The sequence below is a fragment of the Pelagibacterium mangrovi genome (assembly GCF_036662815.1).
GTDB lineage: Bacteria > Pseudomonadota > Alphaproteobacteria > Rhizobiales > Devosiaceae > Pelagibacterium > Pelagibacterium mangrovi.
In genome coordinates this window covers 373249-395736 of sequence record NZ_JBAFXA010000002.1, presented here as the reverse complement: position 1 = coordinate 395736, position 22488 = coordinate 373249, and the positions used below count along the sequence as shown (strand labels likewise).

General features: G+C 63.7%; 22 protein-coding genes. 5 read left to right on the top strand and 17 right to left on the bottom strand.

Features of this window, described 5'->3' with window-relative positions; genetic code table 11:
* Positions 1–79 precede the first annotated feature (79 nt).
* The 3 genes from V4T21_RS04720 to V4T21_RS04710 all read left to right on the top strand — a co-directional run bounded on the left by V4T21_RS04720 (position 80) and on the right by V4T21_RS04710 (position 3642).
* Positions 80–1009, top strand: a complete 930-nt coding sequence (locus V4T21_RS04720) for a tyrosine recombinase XerC (RefSeq protein ID WP_332713744.1) — start codon at positions 80–82, stop codon at positions 1007–1009.
* Positions 1010–1084: 75 nt separating this feature from the next.
* Positions 1085–2032, top strand: coding sequence for a DMT family transporter (locus tag V4T21_RS04715; RefSeq protein ID WP_332713741.1), 948 nt, complete (start codon positions 1085–1087; stop codon positions 2030–2032).
* 14 nt (positions 2033–2046) lie between these two features.
* Positions 2047–3642 carry a hypothetical protein gene (locus V4T21_RS04710; RefSeq protein WP_332713739.1) on the top strand — a complete coding sequence of 532 codons (1596 nt, stop codon included), beginning with the start codon at positions 2047–2049 and terminating at the stop codon, positions 3640–3642.
* A 572-nt stretch (positions 3643–4214) separates the two neighbouring features.
* Here the strand turns inward: V4T21_RS04710 and lpdA are convergent.
* From lpdA to sdhC, 15 genes are all read right to left on the bottom strand, one after another.
* Positions 4215–5621: a dihydrolipoyl dehydrogenase gene (gene lpdA / locus V4T21_RS04705; protein WP_332713738.1), complete on the bottom strand. Its 1407-nt coding sequence runs from the start codon at positions 5619–5621 to the stop codon at positions 4215–4217.
* Between the two features lie 68 nt (positions 5622–5689).
* A complete protein-coding gene (locus tag V4T21_RS04700) occupies positions 5690–6079 on the bottom strand; it encodes an MAPEG family protein (RefSeq protein WP_332713737.1) in 390 nt (129 codons plus the stop codon).
* A gap of 58 nt (positions 6080–6137) precedes the next feature.
* Complete coding sequence (odhB, locus tag V4T21_RS04695; RefSeq protein ID WP_332713735.1) at positions 6138–7370, bottom strand: 2-oxoglutarate dehydrogenase complex dihydrolipoyllysine-residue succinyltransferase; 1233 nt, start codon at positions 7368–7370, stop codon at positions 6138–6140.
* Between the two features lie 63 nt (positions 7371–7433).
* Positions 7434–10421 (bottom strand): 2-oxoglutarate dehydrogenase E1 component, encoded by a 2988-nt coding sequence (locus V4T21_RS04690; protein WP_332713733.1) that lies wholly within the window; start codon positions 10419–10421, stop codon positions 7434–7436.
* A gap of 155 nt (positions 10422–10576) precedes the next feature.
* Complete coding sequence (gene sucD, locus V4T21_RS04685; protein WP_332713732.1) at positions 10577–11479, bottom strand: succinate--CoA ligase subunit alpha; 903 nt, start codon at positions 11477–11479, stop codon at positions 10577–10579.
* The gene (locus V4T21_RS04680) at positions 11480–11689 is read right to left on the bottom strand and encodes a hypothetical protein (protein ID WP_332713730.1); all 210 of its coding nucleotides are present in this window, start codon (positions 11687–11689) and stop codon (positions 11480–11482) included.
* A complete protein-coding gene (gene sucC, locus V4T21_RS04675) occupies positions 11689–12879 on the bottom strand; it encodes an ADP-forming succinate--CoA ligase subunit beta (protein WP_332713728.1) in 1191 nt (396 codons plus the stop codon). Before sucC ends, V4T21_RS04680 begins: the two co-directional genes overlap by 1 nt.
* An 89-nt stretch (positions 12880–12968) precedes the next feature.
* Complete coding sequence (gene mdh, locus V4T21_RS04670; protein ID WP_332713727.1) at positions 12969–13931, bottom strand: malate dehydrogenase; 963 nt, start codon at positions 13929–13931, stop codon at positions 12969–12971.
* Positions 13932–14100: 169 nt separating this feature from the next.
* Positions 14101–15243: a cell division protein ZapE gene (gene zapE, locus V4T21_RS04665; protein WP_332713725.1), complete on the bottom strand. Its 1143-nt coding sequence runs from the start codon at positions 15241–15243 to the stop codon at positions 14101–14103.
* Positions 15244–15245: 2 nt separating this feature from the next.
* Complete coding sequence (locus V4T21_RS04660) at positions 15246–15878, bottom strand: AprI/Inh family metalloprotease inhibitor (RefSeq protein WP_332713723.1); 633 nt, start codon at positions 15876–15878, stop codon at positions 15246–15248.
* A gap of 178 nt (positions 15879–16056) precedes the next feature.
* Positions 16057–16287, bottom strand: coding sequence for a hypothetical protein (locus V4T21_RS04655; protein WP_332713721.1), 231 nt, complete (start codon positions 16285–16287; stop codon positions 16057–16059).
* A gap of 76 nt (positions 16288–16363) precedes the next feature.
* Complete coding sequence (locus tag V4T21_RS04650; RefSeq protein WP_332713719.1) at positions 16364–17149, bottom strand: succinate dehydrogenase iron-sulfur subunit; 786 nt, start codon at positions 17147–17149, stop codon at positions 16364–16366.
* A gap of 16 nt (positions 17150–17165) precedes the next feature.
* Positions 17166–18965: a succinate dehydrogenase flavoprotein subunit gene (sdhA, locus tag V4T21_RS04645; RefSeq protein ID WP_332713717.1), complete on the bottom strand. Its 1800-nt coding sequence runs from the start codon at positions 18963–18965 to the stop codon at positions 17166–17168.
* Between the two features lie 8 nt (positions 18966–18973).
* On the bottom strand, positions 18974–19324 hold the full coding sequence (gene sdhD, locus V4T21_RS04640; RefSeq protein WP_332713714.1) for a succinate dehydrogenase, hydrophobic membrane anchor protein: 351 nt from the start codon (positions 19322–19324) through the stop codon (positions 18974–18976).
* A 14-nt stretch (positions 19325–19338) separates the two neighbouring features.
* Positions 19339–19722, bottom strand: a complete 384-nt coding sequence (gene sdhC / locus V4T21_RS04635) for a succinate dehydrogenase, cytochrome b556 subunit (RefSeq protein ID WP_332713711.1) — start codon at positions 19720–19722, stop codon at positions 19339–19341.
* Positions 19723–20156: 434 nt separating this feature from the next.
* Here sdhC and V4T21_RS04630 point away from each other — a divergent pair, with 434 nt between their 5' ends.
* A complete protein-coding gene (locus V4T21_RS04630; RefSeq protein WP_332713708.1) occupies positions 20157–20573 on the top strand; it encodes a VOC family protein in 417 nt (138 codons plus the stop codon).
* A 33-nt stretch (positions 20574–20606) separates the two neighbouring features.
* Here V4T21_RS04630 and V4T21_RS04625 read toward each other — a convergent pair whose 3' ends face one another.
* Entirely contained in the window at positions 20607–20816 is a 210-nt protein-coding gene (locus V4T21_RS04625; protein ID WP_332713705.1) for a DUF1737 domain-containing protein, read from the bottom strand.
* Between the two features lie 126 nt (positions 20817–20942).
* On the opposite strand from V4T21_RS04625, the gene V4T21_RS04620 reads away from it, so the two are divergent.
* Complete coding sequence (locus V4T21_RS04620; protein ID WP_332713702.1) at positions 20943–21587, top strand: carbonic anhydrase; 645 nt, start codon at positions 20943–20945, stop codon at positions 21585–21587.
* Here the strand turns inward: V4T21_RS04620 and V4T21_RS04615 are convergent, their stop codons facing one another.
* Positions 21588–22472 (bottom strand): EamA family transporter, encoded by an 885-nt coding sequence (locus V4T21_RS04615; RefSeq protein ID WP_332713700.1) that lies wholly within the window; start codon positions 22470–22472, stop codon positions 21588–21590.
* Positions 22473–22488: the final 16 nt, after the last annotated feature.

The window sequence follows — 22488 nt, the reverse complement described above, 5'->3', positions numbered from 1 at the left end:
GCAGCAGCGCGAGCCAAATCCGCATCGAATGCCATACCCGATTGTCGCTCCGGTAACCAATCGGGCCTAGACTCTTCCCATGACCGACACCGGCTTTGCCATCTCCGACGCACTGCGCGGCCTTGTCAGCGACTGGCGCCGCGATCTTGCGACCATCAGGCGCCTCTCGCCAAGGACCGTCGAGGCCTATGGCCGCGATCTCGACCAGTTCATGGCCTTCCTCTCCGCCCATATCGGCGGCACCGTCGATCTCAACGACCTCAAGGCCCTGCGCCCCGCCGACCTGCGCGCCTTCCTCGCCGCCCGCCGCCGCGACAAGGCCGGCTCGCGCGCGCTGGCCCGTTCGCTTTCGGGGATAAAATCATTTTTCACCCATCTCGAACGCCAGGGCATCATGGCGCTCGAAGCCCTCTCGGTGGTGCGCACGCCGAAACTGCCGCGCGGCCTGCCCAAGCCCCTTTCAGTCGGCGAGGCCAAGGCTGTCGGGCCGGAAATCCATGAGGCCGAGGACCGCCCCTGGGTTGCGGCCCGCGATGCCGCCGTCGTCGCCCTTTGCTATGGTGCCGGCCTGCGTATTTCCGAAGCCCTCGCCCTCACCCGTGCCGATCTCGACGGTTCCGCCCTGCGTATCCTGGGCAAGGGCAACAAGGTGCGCCTCGTCCCCCTGATCGCCCCCGTCCGCGCCGCGATCGAGGACTATCTCAAACTCTGCCCCTTCGCGCTCGATGCCACCGCCCCCATGTTCCGGGGCGTGCGCGGCGGACCCTTGAGCCCGCGCCTCATCCAGCTCCGGCTCGAGCGGGTGCGCGGCGCCCTCGGCCTGCCGGCCAGCGCCACCCCCCACGCACTGCGCCATTCCTTCGCCACCCATCTCCTCGCCGCCGGCGGCGATCTGCGCGCCATCCAGGAGCTTTTGGGCCACGCCTCGCTCTCGACCACCCAGATCTATACCCATATCGATGGCCAGCGCCTGCTGCAGGCCTATCGCGCCGCCCATCCGCGCGGCTGAAATCGGCATGGCGCTCCGCATCGGGCGGGTATAGGGTTGGCCCGACCATCCTCCGCACCAGCCTTCGAAATAACTTTGTCCGACAATCGCGATCAACTCATCGGCCTCGGCCTTGCGGCACTGGGCGCGGCGCTCTTTGCCACCAAGGGCATTTTCGTTAAGCTCGCCTATGGCCATGGGCTCGACGCGCTGACAGTCCTGGCCTGGCGCATGATCCTCGCCGTGCCCTTCTTCATCGCCTTCGGCGCTTTCGCCTATCGCGACCGGCGGCGCGGCAAGGGCCGGCACGCCAACCGCCCGGTTTCGATTCCCGCCATCTGGGGCGCGGCGGCGATCGGCATATTGGGCTATTACGGCGCGAGTCTGCTCGATTTCCTCAGCCTCGATCTGATCACCGCCCAGCTCAACCGGCTGGTCCTTTTGACCTATCCCTTCATGGTGCTGATCCTGGGCGCCGTCCTGTTTCGCCGCCGCCTCACCATTCCGGTGATCGGAGCCGCGCTTCTGGCCTATCTGGGCATCGCCATCATCTTCGGCCACGACATGGTGGCCGAGGGCGATACCGTCCTTGCCGGAACGCTTCTGGCGCTGGGCAGCGCGCTCGCCTATGCGCTCTACCAGCTTTTCGCCAAACCGCTGATCGATGCGCTGGGGCCCAGATTGTTCACCGCCATCGCCATGACGGCGGCGAGCGCCATGGTGCTCGTCCACTATTTTTTCACGCACTCCTTTGCTGCTCTCGCGGTGACGCCGGACGTCTTTTTCATCCTCCTGACGCTGGCGCTGGCCGCTACCGTCGCGCCGGTTTCCCTCATCGCCGCCGCCATCGGATCGATCGGACCCGAACGCACTGCGGTTTTCGGCAACATCTCCCCCATTTTGACCATCATATTGGCCATTATCGTTCTGGGTGAACCCTTTACGGCGGTCCATGGTGTCGGAACGGCACTGGTAATTTGCGGTATTTTGCTGTTCACTCGCCTGACCACGCAACCGGACGGCAAGGCACCCGCCAGCCGCTAAGAGGGACGAGTCTCATGAAAAAGACCGGGTTGATGATGGGCGGCGCCATGCTGTCCCTTGCTCTAGCGCTCGGCGGACCCGCGTTCGCCCAGGATATCGATTTCGGCGACGATTCGAGTACGTTCGCCAATGACCAGCAATGCGACGACCCGCGTTTCGAAGGCCCCGGCGCCGCCCTGGTGCGCAGCCCGGTCGACGAGATGCGCGACGCAACCGATTGCCAGGCGGCATTCGAGGCCGGCGAGGTAACCCTCGGTGCCGCAGGCGGCGATGACGACACTCCCGCCCCGGGCGTGGCCGCGACTCAGGACGACATCGATTTCGGCGATGATTCGGGCAATTGGGCCAATGATGGCGAATGTGACGACCCCCGCTTCGGCGGCGGCCTCGCCAGCCACGAACTGGCCGACGCCACCGACTGCCGCAACGCCTATGAGGCTGGCGAAGTCACCTTCGATGACGGCAGCGATGCGGGCGGCGAAGTCACCGTCGACGGCATCGACTTCGGCGATGATTCGGGCAATTGGGCCAATGATGGCGAATGTGACGACCCCCGCTTCGGCGGCGGCCTCGCCAGCCACGAACTGGCCGACGCCACCGACTGCCGCAACGCCTATGAGGCTGGCGAAGTCACCTTCGATGACGGCAGCGATGCGGGCGGCGAAGTCACCGTCGACGGCATCGATTTCGGCGACGATTCGGGCACATGGGCCAATGACGGCGAATGCGACGACCCTCGCTTCGGCGGCGGCCTTGCCAGCCACGAGCTGGCCGATGCCACCGATTGCCGCAACGCCTATGAGGCTGGCGAAGTCACCTTCGAGGGCGGCGATGCCTCGGGCACCGATATTTCCATCGACGACATCGATTTCGGCGACGATAGCGGCACCTTCGCCAATGACGGCGAGTGCGACGACCCGCGCTTCGGCGGCGGGCTCACCAGCCACGAGCTGACCGACGCCACCGACTGCCGCAACGCCTATGAAGCGGGCGAAGTCACCTATAGCGGCGGGCCGAGCGGCACCGGCGAATCGATCGTCATCGACGGCATCGATTTCGGCAATGATTCGGGCACCTATGCCGTGGACGGCGAATGCGACGATCCGCGCTTCACCGGCTCGGGTGTCGGGGTGGCCCTCGACGATCACCTGATGGCCGACGCCACCGATTGCTCGACCGCCTATGAGGACGGCACCGTGACCTTCGACGAAGACGCCGCGAACGGTTCGTCGGCCTCCATCGCCATCGACGGCATCGACTTCGGCGACGATTCGGGCAATTGGGCCAATGACGGCGAATGCGACGATCCGCGCTTTACCGGGTCGGGTGTGGGCGTGGCTCTCGACGATCACCTGATGGCCGATGCTACCGATTGCTCGACCGCCTATGAAGACGGCACCGTGACGTTTGACGAGAATGGCGGATCGGATGACAGCTTCCGCATCAATTTCGGCGACGATTCCAGTGCCAACGCCTATGACGGCATCTGCGACGACCCCCGCTTCCAGGGCCGCGGCGGCGCCTCCGAGCTGCGCGATGCCAACATGATGGCCGACGCCACCGACTGCCGCGCCGCCTACGATGCCGGCACGGTCACCTACAACCCGTAAGCGTAGCGATCATCACCAAACGAAAGGCCGCATCCCCCCGATGCGGCCTTTTCTTTTGGCCGGCGCCACACTGGATCCCGGGAATAAATCTCGGACCAAAATCACCACCATGTCACCCCGGGATTTATTCCCGGGGTCCAGCAGCAGCCTCTCCACAATCGACAACGTCCCTGAATATCGCGATGATCCAGCATCGCCCGAAGGCAGCACCCGGACGAGCCGAAGGCGAGGACCCCGGCCGACGTTTCGGCCGCCCCATCGGAGGGCCAGCGAGCGGCATAGCGCGGTTTCAGCGCGTCATGCCGCGAGCGGTGCGGCCCGTGAGATCAAACGGACAAGGCGTAGCCGAGGACCCCGGCCGACGTTTCGGCCGCGCCATCGCAGGCGCAGCGAAGGGCATAGGCGCGGTTTTAGCGCCGTCATGCCCGTAGCGGTGTGCGCCGTGAGATCAAAAATGAACAAGGCGAAGCCGAGGACCCCGGCGAACGTTTTCGCCGCGCCGTCGCAGGTGCAGCCCCGGTCATAGCGCGGCTTTAGCGCGTCATGATCGGGGCGGTGCGCACCGTGAGACGTTAGATATGTATCGACCCGTCGCCCAGCCCGAGCGCCGCCTCGCGCACCGCTTCGCTCATGGTCGGGTGGGCGTGACAAGTCCGGGCCAGATCTTCCGCCGAACCGCCGAATTCCATCAACACCGCCGCTTCATGGATCATCTCGCCGGCGCCCTTGCCCACGATATGGCATCCCAGCACGCGGTCAGTCTCCTTGTCGGCGAGGATCTTGACGAACCCTTGCGTGGCCAGCATGGCCTTGGCGCGGCCGTTGGCGGTGAAGGGGAATTTGGCGGCCTTGTAGGCAATGCCTTCGGCCTTCAATTCTTCTTCCGTCCTGCCCACCGATGCCACTTCCGGATTGGTATAGACCACGCCCGGTATCACCCCATAATTGACGTGACCGGCCTGCCCAGCGAGGATTTCCGCGATGGCGATGCCCTCGTCCTCGGCCTTGTGCGCCAGCATCGGCCCGGCGATCACGTCGCCGATGGCGTAGATGCCATCGATATTGGTCTTGTAATGCCCGTCGGTCACCACACGCCCGCGCTGGTCGCGCTCGACGCCGATGTCCTCGAGCCCCAGCCCGTCGGTGAACGGCACGCGCCCGATGGCGACCAGCGCCACGTCGGTTGCAAGCGTCGTCGCCTCCCCGCCCGCCGCCGGCTCGATCGTTGCGACCAATCCCGCATCGGTCTTTTCGATCGCCGTCACCTTGGTTCCGAGCTTGAAGTCGAACCCCTGCTTGCCCAGCATGCGCTGGAACTGCTTGGCCACATCCCCATCCATGCCCGGCAGGATGCGGTCGAGGAATTCGACCACCGTCACCTTGGCGCCGAGCCGCGCCCAGACCGAGCCCAGCTCCAGTCCGATGACGCCGGCCCCGATCACCAGCAGGCTCTCGGGCACCTTGTCGAGCTTGAGCGCCCCGGTCGAGGTGACGATGGTTTCCTCGTCGATCTCGATCCCCGGCAAATTGGCCGAAACCGAACCCGTGGCGATCACGATATTTTTGGTTTCGATATCGGTCACGCTGCCGTCCTCGGCGGTGACCGCAACCTTGCCCGCGCCCGCGATCTTTCCGGTGCCCTTAAAGGCGGTGATCTTGTTCTTCTTGAACAGATATTCGATGCCGCCGGTGTTGGACGCCACGGTATCGTCCTTGTGCGCCATCATCGCCGAAAGGTTGAGCGTGGGCGCACCCACCTCGATCCCCAATTGCGGGAAGCTGTGGCTGGCTTCCTCGAAAAGCTCGGAAGCGTGCAGCAGCGCCTTGGAGGGAATGCACCCGATATTGAGGCAAGTGCCCCCGAAGCTCGGCCATTTCTCGACGACGGCGACCTTCATGCCCAGTTGCGCCGCGCGCACCGCGCACACATAGCCCCCCGGCCCGGTACCGATGATGGTGAGATCGAAAGTTTCGGCCATTGTCAGGTCTGTCCTTCTCGGCTGCCGCGCCTGGGCGCGAAGTCATCAATTGGTCCCGACGGGTTCCGTCAGAAGACGATCCCGATAAACATCAGCAACAGCCCCAGGCAGGCGCCCGTAAAGGCCAACGACCGCGCATAGGGAATGCCCATCAGATAGAGCGGGATATAGGCGAGGCGGAACGCCACGTAGAGCCCCGCCCCCCATTGGGTGAGCCCGCTCGAAATGCCCGCGACGCTCGCCGCCAGCACCAGGACGATGAAGGCGGGCCATGTTTCGAGGAAATTGCGCAGCGCCCGTTCGGCGCGCCCGCCCACCGGGCTGAGTTCGCGCTGTTCGTCGCGCGGACCGGCATTGTATTCGCGACCCAGATCGCGCGTCAGCAAGCTCGCCTGCACGCCGATATGCACGAACAGGATCAGCACCGACCACACCAGCAGCGTCAGCTCGAAACTCACGGATCATCTCCCCGGCTTGCGGCGAAAAGGCGGGAGCGGTGCCCCGCCTTCCGATTGTCTAAAGATCGAGCACCAGGCGCTGCGGGTCCTCGAGGCTTTCCTTGACGCGCACCAGGAACGTCACCGCTTCCTTGCCGTCGACGATCCGGTGATCATAGGACAGCGCCAGATACATCATCGGGCGCACCACGATCTGCCCGCCGACGACCACGGGCCGCTCCTGGATCTTGTGCATGCCCAGAATGCCCGATTGCGGCGCGTTGAGGATCGGGGTGCTCATCAGCGAGCCATAGACGCCACCATTGGAGATGGTGAACGTGCCGCCCTGCATGTCGGCCATCGACAGCCCGCCATCGCGCGCTGCCTTGCCCAACCGCGCGATCTCCTTTTCGACCTCGGCGATGGTCATCTGGTCGGCGTCGCGCACCACGGGAACCACAAGCCCCTTGTCGGTCCCCACGGCCACCCCGATATGGGCGAAGTTTTTGTAGATGATGTCGGTGCCGTCGATCTCGGCATTGACCGCCGGGACGTCCTTGAGGGCATGCACCACGGCCTTGGTGAAAAAGCCCATGAAGCCGAGTTTGACACCGTGCTTTTTCTCGAACAGTTCCTTGTAGGAATTGCGCAGATCCATGATCGGCTTCATGTCCACCTCGTTGAAGGTGGTCAGCATGGCCGCCGCGTTCTGGGCGTCCTTCAAACGCTTGGCGATGGTCTGGCGCAGACGGGTCATCTTGACCCGTTCCTCGCGCCCCGCATCCCCGCTCGCCGACGGCGCGCGCGCCTGGGCGGGAGCCGGAGCGGCAGCGGCGGGCTTTTCCCCGGTCCGTTCCACCGCCTTGAGCACGTCTTCCTTGAGCACCTGCCCACGCTTGCCCGATCCTTCCACCGAAGCGGGGTCGATGTCGCGTTCGGCCATCAGCTTGGCGGCCGAAGGGGCGGCGGGCATCTCGGTCCTGGCGGCGGGTGCCGGCGCTTCGGCGGCCTTCGGCGTCTCGGCCTTTGGCGCCTCGGCGGGCTTGGGGGCTTCGGCCTGCTTGGCGGGCGCGGCGCCCGCGGCGATCGCCGCGATCAGCGCGCCGACCTCGACGGTATCGCCCTCATTGACCGAAATGGCCTCGATCGTGCCGGACACCGGCGCGGGAACCTCGATCGTCACCTTGTCGGTTTCGAGCTCCACGATGGGTTCGTCGGCCGAAACCGCGTCCCCCACCTTCTTGAACCATTGCCCGATCGTCGCTTCGGTAACGCTTTCCCCCAGGGTCGGAACGCGGACTTCAGTGGACATCTCTCGTATCCTTTCTAGCGGCTCTTGAACCCGGCGTCTCCCGCCGGGCGGCGGCAAATGCTGTTACTCGAAGGCTTCGTCCAGGAACGCCTGGAGCTGGGCGACGTGGGTGCGCATCAGCCCCGTGGCGGTCGAGGCCGAGGCCGGACGTCCCACATAGCGCGGGCGGGCGCCGGGCTGGCCCATCTGTTCGAGCACCCATTCGATATAGGGCTGAACGAAACTCCAGGCGCCCATGTTCTTGGGTTCTTCCTGGCACCAGACGATCTCGGCATTGCGGAACCGGCTCAACTCGTCGATCAGCGCCTTGGCCGGGAACGGGTAGAGCTGTTCGAGACGCATCAGATAAACGTCGTTGATGCCGCGCTTTTCGCGATCTTCGAGCAGATCGTAATAGACCTTGCCCGTGCACACCACCACGCGCCTGATCTTGTCGTCGCCGACCAGATTGACCTCGGTCTTGGGCACGCCCGGCGTCTCCGCATCGTCCCAGAGCAGGCGATGGAAGAAGGTGTCGGGGCCCAATTCGCGCAGCCCCGATACCGCCCGCTTGTGACGCAGCAGCGATTTTGGCGTCATGATGATCAGCGGCTTGCGGAAATCGCGCTTCAATTGCCTGCGCAGCGCGTGGAAATAATTGGCCGGGGTGGTGCAGTTGAGCACCTGCATGTTGTCCTCGGCGCAAAGCTGGAGGAACCGCTCCGGACGCGCCGAGGAGTGCTCGGGGCCCTGGCCTTCATAGCCATGCGGCAACAGCATCACCAGCCCGCTCATGCGCAGCCATTTGCGCTCGCCTGCCGCGATGAACTGGTCGATCACCACCTGCGCGCCGTTGACGAAATCGCCGAACTGGGCCTCCCAGATGGTCAGCGCATTGGGCTCGGCCAGCGAATAGCCGTATTCGAACCCCAGCACCGCCTCTTCGCTGAGCATAGAGTTGATGACCTCATAGCGCGCCTGGCCGCCGGCCAGATTGTTGAGCGGGGTATGGGTCGCCTCGTTCTCCTGGTCGTAGAGCACCGAATGGCGCTGGCTGAAGGTGCCGCGCTCGACGTCCTGGCCGGACAGCCGCACCGGATGACCCTCGTCCAGCAGCGTGGCGAAAGCCAGCGCCTCTGCCGTCGCCCAGTCGACCCCCTCGCCCTCGGTGATGATCTTTTTCCGGTTGTCGAGGAAGCGCTGAACCGTGCGATGCACATGGAAGCCCTGCGGCACCGAACAGAGGCTGTTGCCCAGATCGCGCAGCTTTTCGATGGCGACGCCCGTCACCCCGCGCCTTGGCCCATCGACCTCGGCCAGCTTGATGTTCTTCCAGGCGCCGTCCAGCCAATCGGCCTTGTTGGGCCGGTAATCCTGCCCGGCCTCGAACTCGTTTTCGAGCCGCGCCCGCCAATCGGCCTTGAGCTGCTCGAACTCCTCGGTCGAAACCACGCCCTCGTCGATGAGCTTTTGCCCATAGATTTCCAGCGTCGATTTGTGCCCGCGGATCGCCTTGTACATCAAGGGTTGGGTGAAGCTGGGCTCGTCGCCTTCATTGTGCCCGAACCGGCGGTAGCAGAACATGTCGATGACCACCGGCCGCCCGAATTTCTGGCGGAACTCGGTGGCGATCTTGGCCGCATAGACCACCGCTTCCGGATCGTCGCCATTGCAGTGGAACACCGGCGCCTCGATCATCTTGGCGACATCGGTGGGATAGGGCGAGGACCGCGAGAAATGCGGGCTGGTGGTAAACCCGATCTGGTTGTTGATGACGAAATGGATCGACCCGCCGGTCCGGTGCCCCTTGAGCCCGGACAGCCCGAAGCATTCCGCCACCACCCCCTGCCCGGCGAACGCCGCGTCGCCATGCAGAAGCAGCGGCAGCACCGACATGCGGTTGGTGTCGCGCGTGTCCTTGACGAAGCGCCCGTCGACCGCCGAAAGCTGGTCCTGCTTGGCGCGCGCCTTGCCCAGCACCACCGGATCGACGATCTCGAGATGGCTGGGGTTTGCGGTCAGCGAAAGGTGCACGGTGTTGCCGTCGAACTCGCGGTCCGAAGAGGCGCCCAGATGGTATTTGACGTCGCCCGAACCCTCGACGTCGTCGGGGTAGAACGCACCGCCCTTGAATTCGTGGAACAGCGCCCGGTGCGGCTTGGCCATCAACTGGGTCAAAACGTTGAGCCGCCCGCGATGGGCCATGCCCAGAACGATATCCTGCAGCCCCAGCGCGCCGCCGCGCTTGACGATCTGTTCGAGCGCCGGGATCAGCGCTTCGCCGCCGTCGAGCCCGAAGCGCTTGGTGCCGGTGTATTTGACGTCGAGGAATTTTTCGAACCCCTCGGCTTCGGCGAGCTTGTTGAGGATGGCCCGCTTGCCTTCGGTGGTGAAGCTGATCTCTTTGTCCGGCCCCTCGATGCGCTCCTGGATCCAGGCTTTGGCCTCCGGGTCCGAGATGTGCATGAATTCGATGCCGAGCGTGCCGCAATAGGTGCGCTTCAAGATCTCGAGCATCTGCGGCACGGTGGCCGATTCGAGCCCGAGATAATTGTCGATGAAGATTTCGCGCCCGTAATCGGCCTCGGTGAACCCATAGGTGGCCGGATCGAGCTCGTGGGCATCGTCGAGCTTTTCGAGACCCAGCGGATCGAGATTGGCGTGCAGATGCCCGCGCATGCGATAGGCGCGGATCATCATGATGGCGTGGATCGAATCCCGCGTCGCCTGCAGGATAGCCTCGGGCGAAGCCTGCTCTCCAGCCTTGCTGGCCTTTTCGGTCACCGCCTTCTGGGCCTTGACCGCAAGCTCGCCCCAATCGCCGTCGAGCGCCGAAACCAGTTCGCCATTGCCGGCCCGTGGCCAGTCGCGCCGCCGCCAGCTCGGGCCTTCCGCGTTCTGCCTCACCTGATCGGCGCTGTCGGAAAGGTTGGAGAAAAACTCCGCCCAGCTCGGGTCGACGCTTTTGGGATCGGTTTTGTACCGGGCGTAAAGCGCCTCGATATAATCGGCATTTCCGCCATAAAGGAAGGAGGTGAGGAGGAACGTTTCGTTCTGGTCCTGTCGTGCCATTTCGCTCTCTATGGGGGTCCCGATCCCCCGCTGAAAAAATCCAACCTGCCGATTTCAGTTTTCGGCCGCCAATTGGGTTGGAACTATGACCGGCCCGGACTTCGTTTCGGTTAATCCGCCCCTGACATGGGGTTCCGACCGGCCCAGGTGAACAACTAGCCCTTCAATACATCCACAAGCGTCTTGCCCAGCCGCGCCGGCGAGGGCGAAACGGTAATGCCCGCTGCTTCCATCGCGGCGATCTTGGATTCGGCGTCCCCCTTGCCGCCCGAAACCACGGCGCCCGCATGGCCCATGGTGCGGCCCTTGGGCGCCGTCCGGCCCGCGATGAACCCGGCCATCGGCTTGCTGCGGCCCTTTTTCGCCTCGTCGATCAGGAACTGGGCGGCGTCTTCCTCGGCCGAACCGCCGATCTCGCCGATCATGATGATCGATTCGGTGGCGTCGTCGGCCAGGAACATCTCGAGCACGTCGATGAACTCGGTGCCCTTGACCGGATCGCCGCCGATGCCGACAGCCGTGGTCTGGCCCAGGCCTTCATTGGTGGTCTGGAACACCGCCTCATAGGTGAGCGTACCCGAGCGCGAAACGATCCCCACCGAGCCCTTCCGGAAGATCGAACCGGGCATGATGCCGATCTTGCACTCTTCGGGGGTCAGGATGCCAGGGCAGTTGGGACCCAAAAGCCGCGAGTTCGAGCGTTCGAGCCGCGCCTTGACCCGCACCATGTCCGACACCGGAATGCCTTCGGTGATGCAGGTGATGAAGCCTATTTCCGCGTCGATCGCCTCGATGATGGCATCGGCCGCACCGGCGGGCGGAACATAGATCACCGAGGCGTCCGCCCCGGTCCTGTCCTTGCCCTCGGCCACGCTCGCAAAGATCGGCAGCTCGTGGCCGCCGGCCCCGGTCCAGGTTTCCCCGCCCTTCTTGGGGTGGATGCCGCCCACCATCTGCGTGCCGTAATAGGCCAGCGCCTGCTCGGTGTGGAACGTGCCGGTCTTGCCGGTCAGGCCCTGCACGAGAATCTTGGTGTTCTTGTCGACGAGAATGGACATTTACGTGCGGTCCTTCAGAATCGTTTTGATTTCACGAAGCTCGGCGACCATTTCCTGGTTGATCGCGATAAGCTCGTCATTGATGGCTTTGACCTCGGCCACATGCTGGCCATAGCTCTTCATCTGCCGCTTGCTGATCGCCACTCCGGCGCCCAGAAAGACGAGCAGGATGAGAACTGGAGGCAGCCATGCGGCGATGAAGTCGATCATCAGGCTACGGCCGCCACGATCTTCTGGGCGGCGTCGTCGAGATCGTCGGCGGCGGTGATCGCCAGCCCGGATTCGTTGAGTATCTTCTTGCCCAGCTCCACATTGGTGCCTTCGAGGCGGACCACCAGCGGAACCTTGAGCCCCACTTCCTTGACGGCAGCGACGACGCCCTCGGCGATCACGTCGCACTTCATGATGCCGCCGAAGATATTGACCAGAATGCCCTCGACCTTGGGGTCGGCGGTGATGATCTTGAACGCGGCAGCGACCTTTTCCTTGCTCGCACCCCCGCCAACGTCACAGAAATTGGACGGCTCCTTGCCGTAGAGCTTGATGATGTCCATCGTCGCCATGGCCAGCCCGGCGCCGTTGACCATGCAGCCGATATTGCCGTCGAGCGCCACATAGGCGAGGTCCCATTTACTGGCCTCGATCTCCTTGGCGTCCTCTTCGCTCTCGTCACGCAATTCCATGATGTCGGGGTGGCGGAACAGCGCGTTGCCGTCGAAGCTCACCTTGGCGTCCAGCACCCGCAGATGGCCGTCGGTCATCACGATCAGCGGGTTGATTTCGAGAAGGCTCATGTCCTTTTCGACGAACGCCTTATAGAGCGCGGGAAACAGCGATTTTGCGTCCTCGGCGGCCGCGCCTTCGAGCTTGAGCGCCGAAGCGATCCTGCCGATATCGGCATCGGTGACGCCGGCCTCGGGGTCGATGGCGATGGTCTCGATCTTTTCGGGCGTGTCATGGGCGACCTGCTCGATATCCATGCCGCCTTCGGTCGAAACCACGAACGCCACGCGCCCCACCGAGCGGTCGACCAGCAGCGAGCAGTAAAGCTCGCGATCGATATCGGCGCCGTCCTCGATATAGAGACGGTTGACCTGCTTGCCCGCTTCGCCGGTCTGGGCGGTCACCAGCGTGTTGCCCAGCATCTCGCGGGCATTGGCCACCACCTCGTCGATCGACCGCGCCAGCCGCACGCCGCCCTTGGCGTCGGGCCCCAGTTCAGTGAACTTGCCCTTGCCGCGCCCGCCGGCGTGGATCTGGCTCTTGACCACATAGAGCGGCCCCGGCAGCGATCTGGCCGCCGCTTCCGCCTCGTCGGCGCTCAGGATGGGCACGCCCCGCGCCACCGGCGCGCCGAACCCCTTCAAAAGTTCCTTGGCCTGATATTCGTGGATGTTCATTTGATCTGGGACCCTTCGCTTGGGGTGTCGTCAGCAGCGCCGCGCGCCAATGGGAAAAGCCCGGCGTTCAAGCCGCCGGGCGTTCTGGGTCAGCCCAGCTTGGGCGCGATCTTCTTGCAGGCCTCGACCAGCCCTTCGACAGCCTCGACCGAGGCGTCGAACATCTTCTTTTCGGCGGCATTGAGCTCGATCTCGACGATCCGCTCGACGCCCTCGGAGCCGATCACCACCGGCACGCCAACATAGCGGTCGTCCACCCCGAACTGACCGGTGAGGAACGCGGCGCAGGGCAGGATGCGCTTTTTGTCCTTGAGATAGCATTCGGCCATTTCGATCGCCGAGGCGGCGGGCGCATAAAAGGCCGACCCGGTCTTTAGCAGCCCGACAATCTCGGCGCCGCCATCGCGGGTGCGTTGGATGATCTGGTCGAGCTTGTCCTTGCTCATCCAGCCCATCTTGACCATGTCGGGCAGCGGAATGCCCGCGACCGTCGAATAGCGCGCCAGGGGCACCATGGTATCGCCATGCCCGCCCATCACGAAGGCTGTGACGTCCTGCACCGAAACGTTGAGCTCGTCGGCGATGAAGTGGCGGAACCGCGCCGAATCGAGCACGCCCGCCATGCCGACCACCTTGTTGGCGGGAAGACCGGAGAATTTCTGCAGCGCCCAGACCATGGCGTCAAGCGGATTGGTGATGCAGATCACGAACGCGTCGGGGGCGTATTTGGCGATGCCCGCGCCGACCTGCTCCATGACCTTGAGATTGATTTCCAGAAGATCGTCGCGGCTCATGCCCGGCTTGCGCGGCACCCCGGCGGTGACGATCACGACGTCGGCGCCTTCGATGTCCTTGTATTCGGACGTGCCCTTGAGCGACGCATTGTACCCCTCGACCGGGCCGGACTGGGCGAGATCGAGCGCCTTGCCCTGCGGCACGCCATCGACGATGTCGAACAGCATCACGTCGCCCAGCTCCTTGAGCGCCACCAGATGAGCCAGAGTCCCACCGATCTGACCCGCGCCGATCAGAGCGATTTTCTTACGCGCCATGAGCAAGTTTCCCTATAGGTAAAGTAACGTTTTCCTCGCGCCCTCCATAGCCCTTGTGACAATGCGACGCAAGTGAACCCTTCGTCTAACGCCGGAAATTTGGCCCCTTCGGCCAGCTCCGCCGCAACTATGTCTGCAATGCTGACGCTTTCCCTGTCGCGAAAGGCACTCAGATCGCCGTTTTCTGCCGCAGCGGTTGCGCTATATAGTCGGCCGAGCGCATCTCTTCGAGCCGCGACAGACACCTTGCGAATTCGAACCGCGTCTTGTCGTCCTGCGCCAGCTCGTCGAGCGGGGCCGCAAAGCTCGCCGCCAGTTTCACCCCCCGGTCGTAGAGCGTATCGACCAGCAGGATGAAACGCTTGGCGGCGTCCGATTTCAGCCGCGAGAACACCGGAACGTGCTCGATCACCAGGGTATGATAGGTGTTGGCGATCCTGAGATAATCCCGGGCTCCAAGGGGCCGCTCGCAAAGATCGGCGAAATCGAACCGCGCCACCCCCATGGCCTGCGCCGGCACGACGATGACCCGTCCCAGGCTTTCGATGGCGTCCCGCTTGGCCTCGGCCCCGCCGGTCAGATGTTCGAACAGCCCGTCCATCGCCGCGTCCACCTCCGGCCCGGTCCCGAACCGATAGACCTCCTGCGCATCGAGCTTTTCGCGTCGGTAGTCGGTTTCCGCATTGAGATTGAACACCTCGGCATGGCGTTCGAGCAGGTCGATGAAGGGCAGGAAAAGCTGGCGATTGAGCCCGTTCCAATAAAGCTTTTCGGGTGGGATGTTGGAGGTCGCGACCACCACCACCCCATCGGCGAACAAGATCTCGAACAGGCGCTTCAAAAGCATCGCATCGGTGATGTCGGAGACGAAGAACTCGTCGAAACACAACAGCCGCACCGACCGCGTGATCGGCCGCGCGACGGCGGGAATGGGGTCGCGCGCGCCCTTGGTCCCGCCATTGCCCGCCCGAAATTGGGCAATCGCCTCGTGCACTTCGTTCATGAATTCATGGAAATGCACACGCCGCTTGGCCTTGACCGGCACGGTCTTAAAGAACAGATCCATGAGCATGGTCTTGCCCCGGCCCACATCGCCCCAGATGTAGAGCCCCTTGGGCACTTCGCGCTTGCGCCGGAACAGCGCCGCAATCACCGACCCCGATTGGGCTTCGAGCCTTCCGAGCCCCTCGGCCACGTCCTGAAGCTTTTCGACGGCCTCTTTCTGCGCCGCATCGGGCCGCACGCGGCCCGAGACGATCATCTCCGCATAAGCGTCGACAATGGTGCCCCGCGTTCCTTCGCCCCCCGCCAAGATCAGCCGACCATCGAGATGGCCTGGCCTCCAGCGAGGGTCCCCACGAACCGGTTGCCGCTCTTGAGCAGCGTCCCCACCAGTTCGTCGGCTTCATTGTAGAGCTGCACCTGATTGCCCAGCAATTGCCAGGAGGTGACCGTCGCCAGCGTCGGCTCGGCGCAGGCCGGCGTCGAGGCGCGATAACGCCCGGTCGAGCCCTTGGCGGTGTAGGTGAGGTTGAGCCGGCATTGATCGGCCCCCACCAGGATCGTCCAGCCCCCAAGGAGCTGCTCCATTGTGGTGGTGCCCGAAAGATTGCGTCCCCCGGTCGTGTTGCCCGGTGCGCCAACGTCGTCGAGGACGAATCCCGGCCCCGAATTTGTCGTGTTGCCGGTATCGAGCGCCGCGGTATTGCCCGGCACCGATGGGGTGGCGGCCGGCGTCGTCTCGATGGTGCTGGTCCCCGCGATCGGGGGCAGGTCGGTGGTCTGGACCGAACCGGTCTGCACGGGCTGGATCGGCGCCGGCTGGGCGGGCGGAGGCGTCTGGACGCTGGGTGCGGTGCGTCCGAAACTGGTGGGCGAACACGCCGCAAGGGCGGTCAGCGCGCCGGTGATCACGACCAGCCCCAGTGATTTTTGCAAAGTGATCATATCGGCTCCACCATCTCTCATCCCGCTCGGGAACGCCCGGCAATCCGCCTCGTTCCTGCGCTCAGCCGCCGCCGATACGCTTTATGGCGGGATCGCCGGGACGAAACAAGTCCCGCCGCGCAATATGGCGGATAGGCCATCCTTACCAAACGCCCCAATGTGGCGCCAATGGGACGTCCTATTTCGACACCATGTCCTTGAGCAGGGCTTCGGCCAGCGGCTGGGCCTCGCGCGCCTCGCTTTGCGGCACCGCGATGGCCAATCCCTGGCCAGTCAACCCGGTCCCGATCCCCGGCAATCCGCCATCGGCGATCTCGCGCGGCGAGAACCCATGCGCCCGCAGCGCCGTCACCATCAGCCGCGCCACCGATTCCCGTTCGACATAGAGGATGGTCTCGTAATCGGTCATGGCTCGGCTCCATCAAAACAAAGGGTCCGCGGGTTTTTCCCGCAGACCCTTTAAACGTTTAACCCATGACACCGGTTCAGGCCACCTTGCGCTCGACCATCATCTTCTTGATCTCGGCGATGGCCTTGGCCGGGTTCAGCCCCTTGGGGCAGACCTTGGCGCAGTTCATGATCGTGTGGCAGCGATAGAGCTTGAAGGGGTCCTCGAGATTGTCGAGCCGTTCGCTGGTCGCCTCGTCGCGGCTGTCGATCAGCCAGCGATAGGCCTGCAGCAGCACGGCTGGCCCGAGATATTTTTCCCCGTTCCACCAATAGCTCGGGCACGAGGTCGAGCAGCACGCGCACAAAATGCACTCGTAAAGCCCGTCGAGCTTGGCCCGGTCCTCGCGGCTCTGCAGCCATTCGGTGTCCGGGGTCGGCGATTTGGTCTGCAGCCACGGCTCGACCGATTTGTGCTGCTCGTAGAACGTCGAAAGGTCGGGCACCAGATCTTTCACCACCGGCATGTGCGGCAGCGGATAGACCTTGATCGGCCCGCCCGACACATCGTCCATGCCCTTGGTGCAGGCCAGCGTGTTGGCGCCGTCGATATTCATCGCGCACGACCCGCAAATCCCCTCGCGGCACGAACGGCGCAGGGTGAGCGTTGGATCGATGGTGTTCTTGATCCACAACAGACCGTCCAGGATCATCGGCCCGCAATCGTCAAGGTCGACGAAATAGGTATCGATGCGCGGATTTTCCTGGGTGTCGGGATCGTAGCGATAGACGCGGTATTCACGCAGCCGCGTCGCGCCTTCCGGCTTGGGCCAGGTCTTGCCCTTTTTGGGCTGGGATTTCTTGTTGAGAAGAAGTTCGGCCATTGTCCTCTCCAGCCCCCTAGTAAACGCGCGCCTTGGGCGCGATCTTGGCCAGGTCGATGCCGTCGCTCAAAGGATCGACATGCACCGGCCGATAGTCGAGCGTCACCTTGCCCGCATCGTCCACCCAGCTCAGCGTGTGCTTGCGCCAGTTTTCGTCGTCGCGCGCCGAGAAATCCTCGCGCGCGTGTGCGCCCCGGCTTTCCTTGCGGTTTTCCGCCGAATAGACGGTGGTGATGGCATTGGCCATCAGGTTTTCCAGCTCGAGGGTTTCGACAAGATCGGAATTCCAGATCAGCGAACGGTCATGGACCTTGATATCGGGCAATTCGCTCCAGATTTCGCTGATCCGCCGGCAACCGGCCTCCAGCGTCTCCTGGGTGCGGAACACGGCGGCGTCTTCCTGCATGGCGCGCTGCATCTTGTCGCGAAGCTTTGCCGTGGGGATCGCGCCATTGGCGTTCCGCAGCCGGTCGAACCGCGCCATGATCTTGTCCTCGGCGGCCTTGTTGACCTCGGGCACCGGCGAATTGCGGTCGATGATTTCCCCCGCCTTGATCGCGGCGGCGCGCCCGAAGACCACAAGGTCGATCAGCGAGTTCGAGCCCAGCCGGTTGGCGCCGTGCACCGAGGCGCAGCCCGCCTCGCCCACCGCCATCAGCCCGGGGATCGTCGCGTCGGCCCCGCCATTGCGCGGATCGATAGCCTCGCCCCAATAGGTCGTGGGGATACCGCCCATATTGTAGTGGACGGTGGGGATCACCGGGATCGGATCGCGGGTGAGATCGACGCCGGCAAAGATTTTCGCCGATTCCGAAATCCCCGGCAGCCGCTCGTGCAGCACCGCCGGATCGAGGTGGTCGAGATGGAGGAAGATGTGGTCGCCCTTGGGGCCCACGCCCCGTCCCTCGCGGATTTCGAGCGTCATGCAGCGCGATACCACGTCGCGGCTGGCAAGGTCCTTGGCGTTGGGCGCGTAGCGCTCCATGAACCGCTCGCCTTCCGAATTGACCAGATACCCGCCCTCGCCGCGTGCACCCTCGGTGATCAGGCACCCCGAGCCATAAATGCCCGTGGGGTGGAACTGGACGAACTCCATGTCCTGGAGCGGCAACCCGGCCCGGGCCACCATGCCATTGCCGTCGCCGGTGCAGGTATGGGCCGAGGTCGCCGAGAAATAGGCGCGGCCATAACCGCCGGTCGCCAGCACCACCATCTTGGCGCGGAACCGATGGATGGTGCCATCGTCGAGCTTCCAGGCGATGATGCCCTGGCATTGCCCGTCATCGCTCATCAAGAGGTCGATGGCGAAATATTCGACGAAGAATTCGGCGTTGTTGCGCAGCGATTGTCCATAGAGCGTATGGAGGATCGCGTGCCCGGTCCGGTCCGCCGCCGCGCAGGTGCGCTGCACCGGAGGCCCGTCGCCGTAATTCTGCATATGCCCGCCGAACGGGCGCTGGTAGATCTTGCCCTCTTCGGTGCGCGAGAACGGCACGCCGTAATGTTCGAGTTCATAGACCGCCTGTGGCGCCTCGCGAGCGAGATATTCCATGGCGTCGTTGTCGCCCAGCCAGTCCGACCCCTTGACGGTATCGTACATGTGCCACTGCCAGCTATCGGGGCCCATGTTGGAGAGCGAGGCGGCGATCCCGCCCTGTGCCGCGACGGTGTGCGAGCGGGTGGGAAACACCTTGGTCACGCACGCCGTCGAAAAGCCCTGCTCGGCCATGCCCAGCGTGGCGCGCAGCCCCGCGCCGCCGGCGCCGACCACCACGACGTCATAGGCGTGGTCAATGATTTGATAAGCCGAAGCCATGAGCGGGATTAACCTCCGAAGGCGAGGACGAGCACCGAGATCGCGGCGATGATGCCGATGATCGCGACGAAAACCGTGTTGAGCATCTTGGCGAGCGCGTGCAGCTTGGGATCGTGGACATAGTCCTCGATGATCTCATACATGCCGATGCGCATATGGATGAGCGGGGAGGCGATCAGCGCCAGCGCCAGGATCGCAACGAAGGGGTTCGAGAACACCGCCGCCATCTCGGCCCGTTCGGCTCCCGCGAACGAAACGACCAGCCAGATCAGAAAGCCCACGAAAACGATATTGATCGCGCCCGTGACGCGCTGGCGGATGAAAGTGCCGGTTCCTTTTTCGCCCGGATGGGTCTTCATCGTTCCCTACTCCCTCAAAACCAGACGAACAGCGCCCAGACCACAACCGTCGCCACCGCCGAAAAGACCAGCGTGGCCACCGTCATGATCTCGCGCCCTGCCGGATCGAGCCCCGCGCCGGTATCCCAGACGAAATGCTTGATGCCGCCCGCCATGTGCTGGAACAGCGTCCAGGTGTAGAGGAACAGCCCGATCTGGATGATGGGATAGCCGAAGAACCCCTGCACCGCCTCGAGCTGTTCCTGCCCCAGCGCTGCCGCGCCCAGCCACAACACGAACAGGATCGTGCCCAGATACAGCCCCACACCCAGGATACGGTGCAGGATCGAAAGCGTCATGGTGAGGGTGAAACGCCAAACCGAAAGGTGGGGAGAGGTCGGTCGAAACTGGGTCGTCATGCTGCCTCGATCTCCTCCGGCGCCGTGGCCGGGCATGAACGGCCGGTCACTCCGGCCCCAAACTTGGCGCCAACTTCTAATCGCGCTTTCCCCATTCGTCAAAGGGCCGCGCTTACGTCTTTGGTCTGAAAAGCCGCTTCCCAGGCCCCGCTAAAATATTGACTTTAAACGTCATATTTTCTCCGCACCCTGGATATCTGGAGCTAAGTCGAGGCAGAGATAGACAAATGTCAGCCAGATTTACCTTGCAGGTAAAGTTCCATGCGCTCTCCCGCCCTGATCCATATCGAGAGCAAAAAAATCCTCCGCAGCGCTTCCGGCAAAAGTGAAATTGGAACATTGGAGCAATTGAGCGATTCGAAGAAAAGCGAAAATGCTCTAAAGTCGGTCCCCGATGCAGGGAGGCGGCATATGTCGCCCCGAAGGAGGACAAAATGCAATTCCACGTCGGACGCTTGATCGATCACGTCCATCTGCGCGTCGCCGATCTCGAAAGATCGCGCAGCTTCTATCGCTCGGCGCTGGCCGCGCTGGGCCGTGAAATCACCCATGACGGCGATGGGTTCTTCGCCTCCGACGAACTCTTCGTCGACAAGGCCGACGACTACACCACCCGCGTCCACCTCGCCTTCCAGGCCGATAGCCCCGACATGGTCGCCCGCTTCTACGAAGCGGCGCTCGCCGCCGGCGGCACCGACAATGGCGCGCCGGGCGAACGCCCCTACCACCCCGGCTATTACGCCTGCTTCATCCTCGACCCCGACGGCAACAACATCGAAGCTGTCTGGCACGGCCCCTCAACGCGGTCGGCGGAGTCGGTGGTCGTCATCCCCACCGGCGGACAGGTCTAGCTCCGGCAGCGCCCTCGCCCCATCCCCAGCGCCTCAAACATAGTCCGTGAGCTTTTTCTCCGGATCGTAATCCTGGTCGGCGACCTCCCGTGTCACCGCCTGCCCGCAGCGCATCTTGCCCGCCGCCGCGTCGAAAACGTAATGGGGCTCGCCATAGAGCAGCCAGCCTTCGCTCAGCGCCTTGGTGACCTTGTGGCAGAACGCTGAATCATCCTCCCCCGACAGGAATCGATAGATCACCATGGTTCTGTTCTCCTTGATTTCATGACGCTTACGAGCGGAATTTTACCGCCCCTGCGCCGAGCATAGCGATTGATCTTGGCCACGCCAGGGTCTATCGCAGACCGTCGGACGCGAAAGGACGAACTGATGGCGCAGGACTTCCCCTCCTCCCTGCTCGAGGGCTACCGCAATTTCATGGCGGGGCGCTACAGCACCGAAAGCGACCGCTACCGGACCCTGGCCGAGGAAGGCCAGAAGCCCACCACCATGGTCATCGCCTGCTGCGATTCGCGCTCGGCCCCCGAAACCATCTTCGATGCCGGCCCCGGCCAGCTCTTCGTCATGCGCAACGTCGCCAACCTGGTGCCCCCCTTCGGCCCCGACGCTGCCTATCACGGCACCTCCTCGGCCATCGAATTCGCCGTCATCCATCTCAAGGTCCAGCACATCGTCGTCATGGGCCATGGTCGCTGCGGCGGCATCTCGGGCGCCCTGGCGACCGCCGCCGGTCACGCCCCCGAGGGTGATTTCATCGGCAAATGGCTGACCATGATCAAGGAGGTCGCGGGCAAGGTCGAAGCCAATTCGCTCATGACCCCGGCCGAACAGCAGACAGCGCTCGAGCGCATCGTCATCCGCCAGTCGCTGGGCAACCTCATGACCTTCCCCTTCGTCAAATCGCGCGTCGAGGAAAACCAGCTTTCCGTTCACGGCGCCTGGTTCGACATCTCGACGGGCGAGCTCTGGACCATGAACGGGGAGAGCGGCGACTTCATCCGCCCCAAGCCCTGATCACGCCACCGGCTGGATCGGCGCCTGTTTGGGCTTTAGTTTGAACACGGTAAGCAGCAGCCCGACAAACACCAGCAGCCCGCCGGCGATATCGACGGGGTAGATCGGCTCGCCCAGGATCAAGACGCCCGAGGAAATCCCCGCGATTGGCACCAAAAGCGTAAAGGGGGCGACCGTCGCCGCCGAATGGCGCGAGAGCAGCGCGCTCCACATGGCAAAGCCGAACAGCGTCGCCGGATAGGCCAGAAAGGCAATCAATCCCACCATGTTCCAGCTCGGCGGATCGATATAGGTAAAGATCTCCGGCCCGCCCTCGAACATGAACGAGAGCACGAACAAGGGGATGGAGGCAAAGAAATTGCCCCAGACGGTGAACGGCACCATCGGAATCGCCCCGGCCTTCTTGGAAATATTGTTGGCGATCCCCCAGCACAGCGCCCCCACCATCAATATGCCCAGCGGCAACAGCTCGGTCCCCGTCCCATGCCCCCAGGCGATCACCCCTATCCCGGCAAACGCCACCACAGCCCCGGCAATCTGCAGCCGGCGCGGCACTTCGCCGAAAACGAAAAACGCCAGCCCGATCGTAAACATCGCCTGCACCTGCAGCGCGAGCGAAGCCAGCGACGCCGACAATCCCATGAACAGGGCCAGATTGAGCAGCGCATAGAGCGCGGTTCCCATGAACAGCCCATACCCGATCACCAGACGCCAGGGCGCTTTGGGCCGGGCGACGAAGAAGATCACCGGCACGGCGGCAAAGAAAAACCGCAGCGCCGCGACCAGCAGCGGCGGCAACTCGGCCACGCTCAATTTGATGATTGTGAAATTGACGCCCCAGATCGTAACCACGACCAGGGCGATGAGCACGTCGCGCAACGGCATGACGGAGGGCTCGCAT